Below are 15,021 nucleotides of genomic sequence, written 5' to 3' on the forward strand. Positions count from 1 at the left end.
TTCTTATTATTGTTTGCTGTTTTTCAAAATTATCTTCAATATCTTGTTCATAAGAATCTAACTTATCACTCATATGCATCTTCTATTTCTACATTTGGTTTATTATAAAGTATGTAAAGACTTTGTCTACAATATAGAGTACCTCTAAAGTAACAGTTTAATATTTCTAACTAATATTTTAACTTAATTTAATTTTAATTAACTTGTTTGACTTGATAAATAATGGTTTAATAAAATAACAGCTATTAAATATAGGGGATTTATGTCAACAGAAGATACGGAAAAGTCAATAAAAGAAAGAACAAAATTTAATAAAGTTGGTAAACAAATAAGCAAAAGCGAACATCAGGCAACGCACAATGTTTTGAATACACCAAAAAGAAAACAAGCTGAAGTAAATAAACCATATCAAGGTTTTACAACTTCTATTGTAACACCCCAACAATCGAAATCTACTCAAAAACAAGAGCCAAGTAGACCCCATCAAGGTTATGCAAGCTCTATTGAAACACCAGCTCCTCAAACAAAGCCTATTGCAACCAAACCTCCACAAGTCGTTGCAAAAAACTTAAATGTTGCTAGCAAGAATCCCGTTACGGCTATAGCACAAAAATTAATAAACAAATTTACGACCGGGAACAAGCCAATGCATAAAACTAAACAATTTCCTACTCCGTCGGCTAGCCCTACTAATAAATCAACTGGCAAAGGTCAGGGTAATAGTAGATAAAATTTTTTTTATATCATTCCCGCAAGGCTGCTTTGTTGCGTAGACGGGAATCTACTGTGTCACCCCGTGGCTTGACCACGGGGTCCATAAAAACAATAAAAAATACTAATAATTTTAGTATTTTTAACTGGATCCCGTGGTCAAGCCACGGGATGACAGAGATAAAATTGATCCACACAACAACACTTTCCCGCTTTTAGCTAGGAATGGCATAGATCCATGTAACACCAGGACCTTTTCACAGAAAAATCATCAATGTATTTTTAACTAAATAAGGAATTATTAATTTTTTAATATTTCCTCTTGACATGTGCCAGGCTATTAGTGTATAATGGACCTAAGACAAAAAAGAAACTATCAATAACGCGTTATAATATTTAGTCGGAATATATTAATTAATTATTACTTTCTTAACTAAGTATTAAATTTAATCAAAATTTTTAAAAGGGATAAATTATGTTTAAATTTTTTTCAAAAAATACAGATTCTAATAATATATATACCTCTAGTAAATGAAAAATTGTCAAAGAAGTCAGCAAGTGTTATTAAGTAAGAATGGATTTATAGAAAATTAACATCAGTAGAAAAAGAAGAATTAAAGCTTTACCATAGAAGCGAAAGGGATAAGAGGATTTGTGATAGAATCAAAGCTGTTTTCATGTATGATGATAGCTATAGTATTGATGAGATATCGAAAGTGTTATTACTGAGTGATGGGGAGGGATAAGAAAACATTTAATAGATTATCATAATGCTCAGAAGCTTAAGCCTGGAAATGGCGGTAGTGATAGTAAACTTACTAGACAGGAGGAAGCAGAGTTAATAGTTCATCTAGAAAATAATAATTATGTGTATGCTAGAGATATAGGTTTGTTCATAGAACGTCAATATGGAGTAATCTATACATTAGCTGGGGTAATCAAGCTGTTACACAGACTTGGTTTTAGTTATCAGAAACTTAAGTTAATTCCTGGAAAAATAGATTTAGCTAAGCAAGAGGAATTTAAGCTGCAATATAGTTTGCTAAAAAATAATTTAGCTAAAGATGAGTCTATTTATTTTATGGATAGTGTTCATCCTCAATACCAAACTCGAGCAAGATTTGGTTGGATTAGAAAGAATGTAGTTAAAACATTACCAAGTTTCAGTGGTTGGAAGCGTAAACATATTATTGGTGCTATTAATCTTAAGGATTTAGAGGTAGTAACAACTGACAATCCTAAGGTTAATGGTGATTATATTATTGAATTTTTAAAGAAATTAGAAGCAAATAATCAAGATAAAAGTAAGATTTATTTGATATGCGATAATGCTGGATATCATAGGTCAAAAAAGGTAAAAGAATATCTACAATACAGTAAAATAGAGTTACTATTTTTGCCAGCATATAGTCCTAATTTGAATCCAATTGAACGACTGTGGGAATTTATGCATTCTGTTGTAAGTAACAATAAATTTTATGCGAATTTTGAGACATTTACTGATTCTATACGAATATTTTTTGAAAATATTGAAAAATATAAAAATAAAATTTCTTCATTGGTAAATGACAATTTTCAAACCATTGTTCCTAATCATTTTAACAACTCTTCATGTTGAAGAAGTATACCTAGCGGTGTAAATATAGGTTTTTTTTCAAGATGGTTACCGCTCGTATCATTATTTAACTTAAAAGCTCCATATTTTTACTTAGCACAAACATAACATCAATGTTTTAAGTGCGGTAAAAATACTAAAATTAATGCTATTGTATTGCCTGAAGATTTTGAAGTATTAAATGATGAAGAAAGTGACATAGCAGAAGATAGTAGTAAGGTAAGTAAACTGGTATTTGATTATATGGATAATGTTTCAATTATTTCCTATATACAAGATATTTCTTCGTCTGCTTATTCAGAAATATTAAAATATACTAATAATTATGCTATAAATTACTCTGCTACAGTGAATGTGCGATATTTTATGTCCACATGTCAAAGTTGCGGAGTAGTTCAAGGAGATAATTATAACGCCAGTTTAGGATAAGAAGAGTTTAAGATTATCGAAAAAAGAGTTTAAAATATTAGTTTTAGTAATATTAAAAGCATTAACACAAGCTAGAATATGAACTAAAAAATTAGTAGGTGATCGATGCCTTGAGTGTTCAAGATTCATATTATTTTTTAGGACATTAAATACTGACTCAACCAACGACCTTTTTCTAAGCTGTATTTTATCTTCCATTTCCAATAAATGATTCTTCATATCTTTTCTAATTCCTGTAAATAAGCGTAATCCACGACCTAATAATTTAGTAAATAATTCCTTAGAAATATATCCCTTATCACCAAAGAGTTTACCTTGTAATCCATCAGTTATATCGTCTGCTACCGATAAATCACTATTATTTGCTTTGGTAATTTTGATCGCCATAATCGCTCCCTTATTGTTAATTACTATATGCAACTTAAACCCCATAAACCATCCATAACTACTCATCCCTATTTTAGCTATATACTTCTTTAACTTGAAAAGTTGGAAAATGAATATTTAGATGAGCGAATAATCAATGTTCTTATGGATAATTAATATCTAATACTACCAATTCTTCAGGTAAAAGAAGTATACCACTAAATACTTTATTGCTATTTGTACGTTTTGTATGACATATCGATAATTTAGTTGAATCTATGCAATAAATTCCTGTTTCCTCTCCTCTAAATAGTTGCAACATTATAACCAAGCGGTAGAATTAATCTTGACCATAATTGTATTATTCGACTATAACTTGGTAATTTAAAATAACCTCTATATTTATATGATAAGTGATATAAATAATAATTCTTAAAATCTTTGCACGGCGATATATAAAAATATAATACGATAGTTAAAAGCTCTGAAAGGCTTAAATTCCCTTCTCTCCGGCGTTTTCTATCTGTCGGTATTAATTTTTGCTTCTCCCATTCTTCATATATTTCACAAAAATTGTCTAGTATATAAAATAAAGTTGTGATACATTTTTTCATTGTTGGGTTCTTGTTTTTTTGTTGAAAAACTTCAGTAACCCAACACTCTTAACTTGTAAATACTTTATTCTTATTCCATGCTTCTCTTCTTCCTTATCCTAAATTCGCGTTTATAGTATTCAGGAGTTCAATTCTCCTTTTTCACCTGTAGAAGTCGAAGATTTTTCTAAAATTTCTTTCAAAAAAATTCTTGTGCCTATTATGCTTGATGCTAGTGATTGGAGTATTGGATATCCACCTATTGAATATTATTTAGGTGATCATACCGTTGATGGAATTATGTATGTGACAAGTAACGGTTTTATAAAAAAATGATTGAATTCCTGCCACACTTGTTGATTATCCTCTAATCCAAAATATGTGGCGGTTTTTGCATCATGCTATTGTAGTGTATTAATTACTACAACCTAATCTCAGCTTTTGCTAAATCTTTTAAAGTGCGTGATCCGGTGCATAGCATGGTAATTTTAAGCTGCTCGATTATTAATTGTATTTCTTCGGAAACCGAGCTTTCTGATATATCTGCCGCTTTTAAAAATTGACCGGCAAGTCCAAAAATATTAGCTCCCATACGGATTGCTTTTGCCCCGTCAATGCCGGATTTTAACCCACCGCTGGCAATAATCGGAATATTTCCTGAAACTTCTCGCACCATTTTAAGAGAATCTAAAGTCGGGATTCCCCAGTTAATAAAGCTACTAGCTATACGATTTTGTAATGAATTTGTAGCACGATAAGCCTCTACTTGACTCCAAGATGTTCCACCGCTTCCTGCAATATCAAGAACTTTAACCCCTACCTCTATAAGACTCTCAGCAACTTTTTTAGATAAACCATATCCTACTTCTTTAACGATTACAGGGACAGAGAGGTAATTAACCACTTCTCTTATCTTAGGTAAAAGATTTTCCCAATTTCTATTACCTTCCGGCTGCGTTAGCTCCTGCAATATATTCAGATGGAGGATTAAAGCATCGGCTTTAATAGTATCTACTAAATACTGACATTCTTTAGGTGTCACTCCATAATTAAGTTGCACTGCACCGATATTGGCGAGTAATGGGATATCGGGAGCAACATCCCTTACCGCAAATGTCTTGATCGCATCCGGCTTCGTTAACAAAACCCGCATAGAGCCAATTCCCATAGCGATTCCGGCTTTTTGAGCGGTCTGTGCAAGTCGATAGTTAATATCTCCGGCTCTAGTCGTACCTCCGGTCATACTAGAAATGAGAATAGGTGCTTGCAAAGATTTTCCAAGGAAAGTGCTAGTAGTATCTATGCTATCGTAGTTAATTTCCGGTAATGCGTTGTGAATAAATTGAATAGATTCAAAACCGCTTTTAAGCGTAGATTCAACGTTTTTCGTAAGATTAATTTCAATATGATCTTGTTTTCTTTCTATGTCTAAATTCTGTTCTTTCAGCATTTTACTCACTAATTCCTTTTTGTACTTAATCTATATTAATATTTCTAGCTTTGCAAAATATATTTCTTTGACTATTTCTGAATTCTTATTATAACTTTTGGTATATAATTAATATAATCAGATAAATTTATGAGTAACAATGCTGATTTAATAGATCAAAGTTTAATAACGCGAATTTAGGATAAGGAAGAAGAGAAGCATGGAATAAGAATAAAGTATTTACAAGTTAAGAGTGTTGGGTTACTGAAGTTTTTCAACAAAAAAACAAGAACCCAACAATGAAAAAATGTATCACAACTTTATTTTAGATACTAGACAATTTTTGTGAAATATATGAAGAATGGGAGAAGCAAAAATTAATACCAACAGATAGAAAACGCCGGAGAGAAGGGAATTTAAGCCTTTCAGAGCTTTTAACTATCGTATTATATTTTTATATATCGCCGTGCAAAGATTTTAAGAATTATTATTTATATCACTTATCATATAAATATAGAGGTTATTTTAAATTACCAAGTTATAGTCGAATAATACAATTATGGTCAAGATTAATTCTACCGCTTGGTTATAATGTTGCAACTATTTAGAGGAGAGGAAACAGGAATTTATTGCATAGATTCAACTAAATTATCGATATGTCATACAAAACGTACAAATAGCAATAAAGTATTTAGTGGTATACTTCTTTTACCTGAAGAATTGGTAGTATTAGATATTAATTATCCATAAGAACATTGATTATTCGCTCATCTAAATATTCATTTTCCAACTTTTCAAGTTAAAGAAGTATATAGCTAAAATAGGGATGAGTAGTTATGGATGGTTTATGGGGTTTAAGTTGCATATAGTAATTAACAATAAGGGAGCGATTATGGCGATCAAAATTACCAAAGCAAATAATAGTGATTTATCGGTAGCAGACGATATAACTGATGGATTACAAGGTAAACTCTTTGGTGATAAGGGATATATTTCTAAGGAATTATTTACTAAATTATTAGGTCGTGGATTACGCTTATTTACAGGAATTAGAAAAGATATGAAGAATCATTTATTGGAAATGGAAGATAAAATACAGCTTAGAAAAAGGTCGTTGGTTGAGTCAGTATTTAATGTCCTAAAAAATAATATGAATCTTGAACACTCAAGGCATCGATCACCTACTAATTTTTTAGTTCATATTCTAGCTTGTGTTAATGCTTTTAATATTACTAAAACTAATATTTTAAACTCTTTTTTCGATAATCTTAAACTCTTCTTATCCTAAACTGGCGTTTATAGATTTCCACAAATCAATTTACAGGGAGGAGCAAATCGAACAAAAAATAGCAAGAAAACAAAAGCACCGAATGAGCCAAAATTTTCTAATAATTTTGGACTAGCAAGCGTGCTTAATTATGAGCTGGATTTATGGGGAGCTGCTGCAAATGCTAGCGAATCGGCTAAAAAAACTTTCCTTGCAAGCGAGTATAGCAAGGCAGCGGTACGTTTATCAGTTATAAGTAACGTCACTATAAGTTACTTTAATCTTTTAGCATTAGACAAACAAATCTATCTAACTGAAAAGCTAATTGAGGCTCAAACGGAAATTTATAAATTAAATCAGAAATTATATAATCTTGGTGTGGGTGATTTAATATCGGTTAGCGAAGCTGCTTCCGAGCTTGCACTTACTAATTTATCATTACCGCCTTTAAAACAACAAAGACATGAGCAGGAAACCACTTTGAAAATTTTAGTAGGTAGGACTCCTGAAAATATAGTAAACGGCTTAATTTATCGTAATAAACCAATAGATTACTTTCCTGCTATACCGGTATTACCTAAAATATTACCGTCAGAACTTTTAGAGCAAAGACCGGATATTAAAGCAGCAGAGCAGAATTTACTAGCAGCAGATGCAAACTTAAAAGCAATAAAAGCTACTTATTTTCCACAAATTTCTTTAACAGGTTTATTAGGATTCGGTAGCAATAAACTTAATACTCTATTTACTAACTCGGCACAAGTCTGGCAGGTAGGCGGCAACATAGTAGGACCTATTTTTGATTTTGGCAAAACTAGAGCTAATGTACAAATTGCCGAAAGTGTTAAAGAACAATATATAGCACAATATAAATCAGTAGTACGCACAGCTTTTGGGGAAGTTATGGATGCTTTATCGTTTGAACAAACATCAAACAGTAATTTTCATATTTGGCAACAAAATGAAGCAGCTTTAACATCTATATTTAAGCTTGCTGATCAGCGTTATAAACGAGGTAATATAGATTACTTAACAGTGCTTACAGCTAAACAAAACGTACTACAAAACGAAATTGACGGGGTGGCTATAAAACTTTCACAGCTAAGTTCTATGGTTAATATTTTCCATGCACTCGGAGGGGAGTGGTAAAAATGTCATACCGCGGCTTGACCGCGGTATCTCAGAACACAGCATATTTTTAAAAGATCCCGTGGCAAGCCACGGGATGACATTAACCTGGGTTAAAACAATGCTTAAAACAACAATGCGGAATTTGATATTGATAACATTACTAGTACTAATGGTAATATTAGTATTTTGGGTAATAAAGCATCATCATAAAAGTAATAAACAAACAATAATAGCAGCTCCGGTTGAGGTAACAAAAGTTATCAGAAAAGACGTACCTTATGTGATAGAACTTGCAGGAGCAGCTGAAACTTACCAAAGTGCCGATATTAGACCCCAAGTTACAGGACAAATATTAAGTGTAAATTTTGATGATGGACAAGAAGTAAAAGCAGGTGATTTATTATATGAAATCGATTCTCGTCCGTTTCAAAATCAATTACAACAAGCACAAGCAAATTTACTAAGTGATACTTATAACCTCGAAAATGCTATAAAAGAAGAAGCAAGATATCGTGCTTTATATGAAGAAAAAGCCGTCTCGGAAGAGTAATATTTACAGATGCTAACTAATATGAATATGCTTAAAGCCGCTGTTGAGCGAGATAAAGCAATTATTGCAGATGCTAATTTACAAATCGAGTATTCAAAAATAGTAGCTCCTTTTGACGGTAAACTTAGTGAGAGTAATGTAGATATAGGTGATTTAGTGTCACCGGATTTTGCAAGTCTTGTCACTATAAATACCATCTCACCTATTTATGTCAGTTTTTCCGTACCTGAAGAATATCTAGATCGTATTAATAAATCTCAAAAATCTAATGACTTGGCTTTGATGGTTAGAACTGTACAATCAGGAAATTAAAGACGGTGAGATAGTGTTTGTCGATAATGTAATTGATCCAAATACGGTACTATCAAAGTCAAAGCAACATTACTTAATAATGATGAAATATTATGGCCTGGGCAGTTCGTGCGTGTATCTTTAACAATCTATACCGAAAAAGATGCTCTAATAGTTCCGTCTAAGGCAATGCAAACTAACGATCAAGGACCTTATGTATTTGTCGTCGACAAAGAGAATAAAGCAGTGGTCAAGAATATAGATATAGTTTTTTCTAACGATGATTTTATTGTTATTAAAAGGGGTATAGATGAGGGAGAAACAGTGATAACCAACGGGCAGCTACGACTATCTAACGGAACAGAGGTGAGCGTTAGGGAATAAGATGTCATCCTCGCGTAGCATTGTTGCGTGGATACCAATGTCATTCCCGCGGAAGCGGGAATCCAGCATAAAGCGAGATAAATCGAGCTTTTAATTTCAAAAATTTGCTGTATTTATATTTTTTTTTCTGGATTCCCGCTTTCGCGGGAATGACATAAAACGATTCACACGGGCAATACCTCTCTTCGCAATGACGGAAAAAATATAAAACAGGAGAAAAATAATTGGGTATTTCAGAAATATTTATTAAGCGTCCGGTTCTTGCTACTTTATTTATGGTAACTATTTTGCTATTTGGAGCATTCGGCTATAAGCTATTACCGGTAAGCGTTTTACCTGATATCGATTTCCCGACTATTCAGGTTTCAGTAAGCTTGCCTGGAGCTGACCCGACTACTATGGCATCTTCGGTTGCATTACCGCTTGAAAAGCAATTCTCGACAATATCCGATATTGATTCGATGAGTTCGGTTAATAGTAACGGCACTACTCAAATTACTTTGCAATTTAATTTAGACCGAGATATAGATGCCGCAGCACAAGACGTACAAGCAGCTATTTCATCCGCCGTTAAGCAATTACCGAACGACTTACCTACCCCGCCCTCATATCGTAAAGTAAATCCTGCCGATGCACCTATATTTTATTTATCTTTAACCTCTGATACTCTACCCTTATATACCTCTAGTAAATGAAAAATTGTCAAAGAAGTCAGCAAGTGTTATTAAGTAAGAATGGATTTATAGAAAATTAACATCAGTAGAAAAAGAAGAATTAAAGCTTTACCATAGAAGCGAAAGGGATAAGAGGATTTGTGATAGAATCAAAGCTGTTTTCATGTATGATGATAGCTATAGTATTGATGAGATATCGAAAGTGTTATTACTGAGTGATGAAGGGATAAGAAAACATTTAATAGATTATCATAATGCTCAGAAGCTTAAGCCTGGAAATGGCGGTAGTGATAGTAAACTTACTAGACAGGAGGAAGCAGAGTTAATAGTTCATCTAGAAAATAATAATTGTATGTATGCTAGAGATATAGGTTTGTTCATAGAACGTCAATATGGAGTAATCTATACATTAGCTGGGGTAATCAAGCTATTACACAGACTTGGTTTTAGTTATAAGAAACCTAAGTTAATTCCTGGAAAAATAGATTTAGCTAAGCAAGAGGAATTTAAGCTGCAATATAGTTTGCTAAAAAATAATTTAGCTAAAGATGAGTCTATTTATTTTATGGATAGTGTTCATCCTCAATACCAAACTCGAGCAAAATTTGGTTGGATTAGAAAGAATGTAGTTAAAACATTACCAAGTTTCAGTGGTTGGAAGCGTAAACATATTATTGGTGCTATTAATCTTAAGGATTTAGAGGTAGTAACAACTGACAATCCTAAGGTTAATGGTGATTATATTATTGAATTTTTAAAGAAATTAGAAGCAAATAATCAAGATAAAAGTAAGATTTATTTGATATGCGATAATGCTGGATATCATAGGTCAAAAAAGGTAAAAGAATATCTACAATACAGTAAAATAGAGTTACTATTTTTGCCAGCATATAGTCCTAATTTGAATCCAATTGAACGACTGTGGAAATTTATGCATTCTGTTGTAAGTAACAATAAATTTTATGCGAATTTTGAGACATTTACTGATTCTATACGAATATTTTTTGAAAATATTGAAAAATATAAAAATAAAATTTCTTCATTGGTAAATGACAATTTTCAAACCATTGTGCCTAATCATTTTAACAACTCTTCATGTTGAAGAAGTATATATGTAATTCATTTACGTAATCTTGGTGAAATTAGTATCGGTGATATCGCTTTTATTATGTCACTAACTTTTTTATTTGCTGAAAATTCTTGGCATGCTACTATGAGAGTTAAAGACTTTTTAGAAGATGTAGCAGCATTTCGCTCCGCCTTTACAATCATGCAAACCCCGCAAGATACTATAGATAAAGAAGATGCTGCTGAATTAAAGATTTCTAAAGGAGAGATGATATTTAAGGATATATCTTTTGCATACAAAGAGGGTAGTAGTGTATTTGAGCATCTTAATTTACATATTAAAGCCGGTGAAAAAGTAGGTATCGTAGGGCATTCAGGTAGCGGTAAATCTACTTTGATTGCATTATTGTTAAAGAACTTTAAAGCCGGAGTCGGTGATATTATAATCGATAACCAAAGCCTTTACGATACTTCCTCTGACAGTCTACGGGAGCAGATATCGCTAATTCCTCAAGATATTATGCTTTTTCATCGCTCAGTAGGTGAGAATATCGGATATGCAAAAGAGAATGCAACGCCCACTGAAATAGAAAATGCTGCCAAAGCTGCAAATATCCATGAATTTATCGAAAGTTTACCGGAAAAATATAACACCATTGTCGGTGAGAGAGGAGTAAAGCTAAGTGGCGGACAGAGGCAACGTATAGCAATTGCTCGTGCTATTCTTAAAAACGCTCCAATCTTGGTTTTAGATGAAGCAACTTCAAGTCTTGATAGCCACACAGAGCAAGAGGTACAAAAATCTATTAACACAATGCTTGATATTGAGAATGTAACTATAATTGCTATAGCTCACAGATTATCTACTATCAAGCATATGGATAGAATTATTGTTATGGATAAAGGCAAAATCGTAGAAGACGGCACTTTTATGGAACTCGTGCGTAAGGAAAAGGGTAAATTTAAGGAATTGTGGGGAGCATCAAGTTAACGGCTTTGTTTGAAAATTACTATCTAGGTGTTGTTAATGATCGTCATTACGAGCAGGCATTGCCCGCGTGGACCGATAAAACCTACTCGATGTCATTTCCACGGAGGCGGGAATCCAGAAAAAAATTATAAATACAGCAAATTTTTGAAATTAAAAGCTCGATTTATCTCGCTTTATGCTGGATTCCCGCCTCCGCGGGAATGACATTGGTATCCACGCAACAATGCTTGCTCGTAATGACGAAAAAACAATATTTACAATCTAAACTTAATTGGAGTTTATTCCTAAATAGTTATATTAGTATATAAGTATTGATTTTAAACCTGCTTTAAAGAAAAAAATTACACCCCTAAGGCTTTTTCACCTTTAGATTGTTCTTGTTCAACTGCTTGAGTATGAGATTTGACTTGAGGGATTTCAAGATCGACTACATGTTCATATCTAACGCCGTTTTCAAATAAAACTTGACCGCATTTATTCACCTGAATAACATCTTCTTTAGAGAACTTATTTAAAATAGCTTCCGTAATGTCGTAAAGGAATTTCCAAGATAATTCTATTCTTTCTTGTAATGTCAGCTTTTTATTTTCCGGTTTTTGACTATTAAGGGCAACATTTGGCGAATCATCAATATTACCTCCTTCAGTAGGTAATATATTTTTTTTACGTGCTGCTATTTTCTTATACATTAAAAATATTAATAATAATGCTAAGCAACCTATGGCAATTAAAATATGAGTATTAGAATTAGACACTATTTTGCTCTTCCTTGTTGTTGAGTTAAGTTTTGTGTTTTAGAAAGCATCGTAACCACTGCTTTACCTATATTAACTAAGTTAGCTATATCAGGAGCTAGCTTTGTAACTGCTAAGACCGGAGGCGGTAATAAGTTAGTTTTTATTGATAGACTTATAACATTTCCGAGTTCTTTACTTCCTGGTATTACTCCTACTATTTTTTTATGTCGCTTGCAATTTCCATAGCTTTTTCTGCTGCTTTACATAAGGATTCTATCTTTTCGCCAAAAGAAGCTTCCGGATTTAATACGTTTAATAATTCTGTTTTAGCTTCATTTAGATTATCCGAAAATAGTATTCTTTACAGAGTTTAATTTGTCAATATTTATATCTTGTGGAATTGCACTTTCAATATTACTTTTCAGTTCTGCTATTTTTTCTTCTACTTCATCTTTGCTTTTTGGTATAGCTTTAGCAGCTTTTGCAACATTCTCTAGTGAAGCTCTGTTATTAGGGTTTTTATTTGCTATTTCAATAATTTTTCGAGGCGATTCCTTTGAGATTTCTGAAATTGCGGCAACTTTCTTAGCTTTTTCATAAAGGTTTTCAATCTGGTCATTAGATTTAGCCTCTTCCCTTATTCCTTTTATATCATTATGCAATTTTGTTATTTTTGGCAATAGTTTTTCAGAGTCAATAAGATTATTTACTTTTTCAAGTATACCGCTTGTTTGTATAAATATTCCAAGAATCGGTATTTGAGTCGATATAACTCCGACTAATATATTTTCTAATGATTCTATAATTTTTTTAGAAGTCCCTGGATAGAGTTTATCTAATTCTTGCTGAAATTTTAAAACTTGTTCTAAAACGTTTAAACATTTTTCTACAATAATCCCGTCAAATAAAAAGATATCTTTTGTTTTTAACTGTTCTTGATATGCTTTCTCAAGTGCTTCAGATAAAGTAGTTAGAGATTCTTGGATTGTTCTATTAAAAAGTTTTTCTATTTTCTCTACATCAATATTTTCAGTGTGAGATAATTCATTTAAAGAATTTTGTAAAATATAAAATAAATGATCTTCTAAATCTTTTACATTCATTTTCAAAGATTTTGTAAAACCGTTTAATTTTATTAAAAGTCTTTTGTAGTTCTTCTTGTTGTTCTTTATTTAATCCACTAAAACTAGAAAAATCAATTATAGACATAAAATTTATTATTTTGTTACCAAATATTAATTAATCTTAAAGCTTTATAACCGTAAAATAAAATGTAAAATAGTTATCATTGCCCTTGAGATTAATTTTTGTTATATTACGTGCTAACATTGCTACAATAGATTTATATTGTTTTATTGGGATATAGGTATATTCTTGAAAGATTAAACTAATCTAACTAACATATTATCAATTATTCAAAAAATTTATGCGTAAATTAACTACATTTATTATCACATTATTACTAACCGGTTCTGCTGCCGCTGTTGATTTACAGGAAGCTTTAACTGAAGGATATAAGAATAATGAGGAGCTGAAAGCTGCTAGAATTAAGTTTTTGAATGCGATTGAGCAGTTCCCTCAAGCTTTCTCAGGATTTATGCCTAGTGCCGGATTGCAGATTAATAGACAAAATAGTAAGACTAAATATAATAAAAAATATACTGATAGGCTTGGTCTTACTCCAAGAGAGACAGATAGCAATCGAGGTGCATTAACAATTGAGCAATCATTATTTAGTGGTGGTTCTAGTGTTGCGGCTCTTAAAGCTGCTCAATCAGGGTTTAGAGCATCACGAGGCGAATATTATGCCGGCGAACAAAAAATATTATTAAATTTAATAACTGCTTATCTTGATTGTTTTGAGAGCAAAGAGAAATATGATATTTCTGAAAGTAGGGTTCGTACTAACATACAACAAGTTAACACTGTTGAAGAGAAATTAAGACTAGGGGAAGCAACGGCGATAGATATAGCAACTGCAAGAGCAGGGCTTGCAGCGGCAGAAACGAATAAACTAGCTGCCTATGCCGATTTTCAAGGAAAAAAAGCAAATTTTGTTAGAGTATTCGGAATAGAGGCTACTGATATAACTATGCCTAATTTACCTGATAGATTACCTGCTTCATTGGATGAGTTGACAAAAAAAGCTGCTAAGTTAAATCCTGATATTGATTCGGCAAGGCATAATGTAACTTCGGCGAAAGCTTTGGAAATGGTGCAGAAAGGAAAATTATTGCCGCAAGTGAGCGTAAAGTTGCAATCAGGTAGAACTAATCCACAAGATCCAGGTGTTCAAAATATAAACAATAAAAGCTATACTACTATTCTTTCGGTAAATATACCTATTTATCCAGATGGAGGAGCTCAATATTCAAGAATCAGATCGGCTAAAAACCAAACAAGAAATAGTGCAGTTCAGCTTGATAGTGCGATAAAGCAGACACAAGCGGGTGTTGTAAGCGTGTGGGAAGGATTTGAAGCGGCAAAATCTCGTATTGTTGCAGCTAATCAAGGCGTAGAGGCTGCACAAATATCATATGACGGTACGGTGCAAGAGGAAATAGTCGGCTCCAAAACTATACTCGATGTTTTAGATGCTGAGCAAAAATTGTATGAAGCAAAAATAACTCGTGTGGATGCGTATAAGAATTCAGTACTTGCGGCATATCAAATGAAATTGTTAACCGGCGAGCTAACGGCTCAAAGTTTAAAACTTAAAGTAAAATATTTTAGTCCTGAAGAAGAGTTTAAGACTATTAAAAAGAAAATGTTTATAGGTTTCTAA

General features: G+C 32.4%; 16 protein-coding genes and 4 pseudogenes. 15 read left to right on the forward strand and 5 right to left on the reverse strand.

Annotated elements, in window-relative coordinates; genetic code table 11:
• Positions 1 to 7: 7 nt before the first annotated feature.
• Positions 8 to 73: pseudogene (locus AC5584_RS05985) on the reverse strand (CopG family antitoxin); the annotation flags it as partial.
• Between the two features lie 189 nt (positions 74 to 262).
• Here AC5584_RS05985 and AC5584_RS05990 point away from each other — a divergent pair.
• The 4 genes from AC5584_RS05990 (at position 263) to AC5584_RS06005 (ending at position 2,755) form a co-directional block, all read left to right on the forward strand.
• On the forward strand, positions 263 to 730 hold the full coding sequence (locus tag AC5584_RS05990; protein ID WP_499216173.1) for a hypothetical protein: 468 nt from the start codon (positions 263 to 265) through the stop codon (positions 728 to 730).
• Positions 731 to 762: 32 nt separating this feature from the next.
• Positions 763 to 930 (forward strand): hypothetical protein, encoded by a 168-nt coding sequence (locus AC5584_RS05995; protein ID WP_499217093.1) that lies wholly within the window; start codon positions 763 to 765, stop codon positions 928 to 930.
• 538 nt (positions 931 to 1,468) lie between these two features.
• Positions 1,469 to 2,329, forward strand: a complete 861-nt coding sequence (locus tag AC5584_RS06000; RefSeq protein ID WP_499217011.1) for an IS630 family transposase — start codon at positions 1,469 to 1,471, stop codon at positions 2,327 to 2,329.
• Between the two features lie 153 nt (positions 2,330 to 2,482).
• Complete coding sequence (locus tag AC5584_RS06005; RefSeq protein ID WP_499216174.1) at positions 2,483 to 2,755, forward strand: hypothetical protein; 273 nt, start codon at positions 2,483 to 2,485, stop codon at positions 2,753 to 2,755.
• Here AC5584_RS06005 and AC5584_RS06010 read toward each other — a convergent pair.
• A pseudogene (locus tag AC5584_RS06010) lies at positions 2,747 to 3,735 on the reverse strand (IS982 family transposase). The gene AC5584_RS06005 and the pseudogene AC5584_RS06010 sit on opposite strands and share 9 nt — an antisense overlap.
• Before the next feature lie 192 nt (positions 3,736 to 3,927).
• On the opposite strand from AC5584_RS06010, the gene AC5584_RS06015 reads away from it, so the two are divergent.
• Positions 3,928 to 4,050 (forward strand): hypothetical protein, encoded by a 123-nt coding sequence (locus AC5584_RS06015; protein WP_499216175.1) that lies wholly within the window; start codon positions 3,928 to 3,930, stop codon positions 4,048 to 4,050.
• Between the two features lie 85 nt (positions 4,051 to 4,135).
• Here AC5584_RS06015 and fni read toward each other — a convergent pair whose 3' ends face one another.
• Positions 4,136 to 5,164: a type 2 isopentenyl-diphosphate Delta-isomerase gene (gene fni, locus AC5584_RS06020; protein WP_410527771.1), complete on the reverse strand. Its 1,029-nt coding sequence runs from the start codon at positions 5,162 to 5,164 to the stop codon at positions 4,136 to 4,138.
• Positions 5,165 to 5,472: 308 nt separating this feature from the next.
• Here fni and AC5584_RS06025 point away from each other — a divergent pair.
• The 9 genes and pseudogenes from AC5584_RS06025 (at position 5,473) to AC5584_RS06065 (ending at position 11,703) form a co-directional block, all read left to right on the forward strand.
• Positions 5,473 to 6,431: pseudogene (locus AC5584_RS06025) on the forward strand (IS982 family transposase).
• Between the two features lie 24 nt (positions 6,432 to 6,455).
• Positions 6,456 to 7,559: a TolC family protein gene (locus AC5584_RS06030; protein WP_499217012.1), complete on the forward strand. Its 1,104-nt coding sequence runs from the start codon at positions 6,456 to 6,458 to the stop codon at positions 7,557 to 7,559.
• Positions 7,537 to 8,091, forward strand: coding sequence for an efflux RND transporter periplasmic adaptor subunit (locus AC5584_RS06035; RefSeq protein ID WP_499216176.1), 555 nt, complete (start codon positions 7,537 to 7,539; stop codon positions 8,089 to 8,091). The genes AC5584_RS06030 and AC5584_RS06035 overlap by 23 nt, the downstream gene beginning before the upstream one ends.
• A gap of 9 nt (positions 8,092 to 8,100) precedes the next feature.
• Positions 8,101 to 8,403, forward strand: coding sequence for an efflux RND transporter periplasmic adaptor subunit (locus tag AC5584_RS06040; protein WP_499216177.1), 303 nt, complete (start codon positions 8,101 to 8,103; stop codon positions 8,401 to 8,403).
• A 108-nt stretch (positions 8,404 to 8,511) separates the two neighbouring features.
• Complete coding sequence (locus tag AC5584_RS06045) at positions 8,512 to 8,766, forward strand: efflux RND transporter periplasmic adaptor subunit (RefSeq protein ID WP_499216178.1); 255 nt, start codon at positions 8,512 to 8,514, stop codon at positions 8,764 to 8,766.
• Positions 8,767 to 8,990: 224 nt separating this feature from the next.
• On the forward strand, positions 8,991 to 9,461 hold the full coding sequence (locus AC5584_RS06050) for an efflux RND transporter permease subunit (protein ID WP_499216179.1): 471 nt from the start codon (positions 8,991 to 8,993) through the stop codon (positions 9,459 to 9,461).
• Between the two features lie 127 nt (positions 9,462 to 9,588).
• Positions 9,589 to 10,542, forward strand: coding sequence for an IS630 family transposase (locus AC5584_RS06055; RefSeq protein ID WP_499217013.1), 954 nt, complete (start codon positions 9,589 to 9,591; stop codon positions 10,540 to 10,542).
• A gap of 66 nt (positions 10,543 to 10,608) precedes the next feature.
• Positions 10,609 to 11,499, forward strand: coding sequence for an ABC transporter ATP-binding protein (locus AC5584_RS06060; RefSeq protein WP_499216180.1), 891 nt, complete (start codon positions 10,609 to 10,611; stop codon positions 11,497 to 11,499).
• 36 nt (positions 11,500 to 11,535) lie between these two features.
• Positions 11,536 to 11,703, forward strand: a complete 168-nt coding sequence (locus AC5584_RS06065; protein ID WP_499216181.1) for a hypothetical protein — start codon at positions 11,536 to 11,538, stop codon at positions 11,701 to 11,703.
• A 137-nt stretch (positions 11,704 to 11,840) separates the two neighbouring features.
• On the opposite strand, the gene AC5584_RS06070 is transcribed toward AC5584_RS06065, so the two are convergent.
• Both AC5584_RS06070 and AC5584_RS06075 read right to left on the reverse strand, forming a co-directional pair.
• Positions 11,841 to 12,254: a DUF2660 domain-containing protein gene (locus tag AC5584_RS06070; protein WP_499216182.1), complete on the reverse strand. Its 414-nt coding sequence runs from the start codon at positions 12,252 to 12,254 to the stop codon at positions 11,841 to 11,843.
• A pseudogene (locus AC5584_RS06075) lies at positions 12,254 to 13,445 on the reverse strand (hypothetical protein). The gene AC5584_RS06070 and the pseudogene AC5584_RS06075 overlap by 1 nt, the downstream one beginning before the upstream one ends.
• A 217-nt stretch (positions 13,446 to 13,662) precedes the next feature.
• Between AC5584_RS06075 and AC5584_RS06080 the strand changes: the two are divergent.
• The gene (locus AC5584_RS06080) at positions 13,663 to 15,021 is read left to right on the forward strand and encodes a TolC family outer membrane protein (RefSeq protein ID WP_499216183.1); all 1,359 of its coding nucleotides are present in this window, start codon (positions 13,663 to 13,665) and stop codon (positions 15,019 to 15,021) included.

The organism is Rickettsia endosymbiont of Villa modesta (assembly GCF_964026485.1).
GTDB classification, from domain to species: Bacteria; Pseudomonadota; Alphaproteobacteria; order Rickettsiales; family Rickettsiaceae; genus Rickettsia; species Rickettsia asembonensis.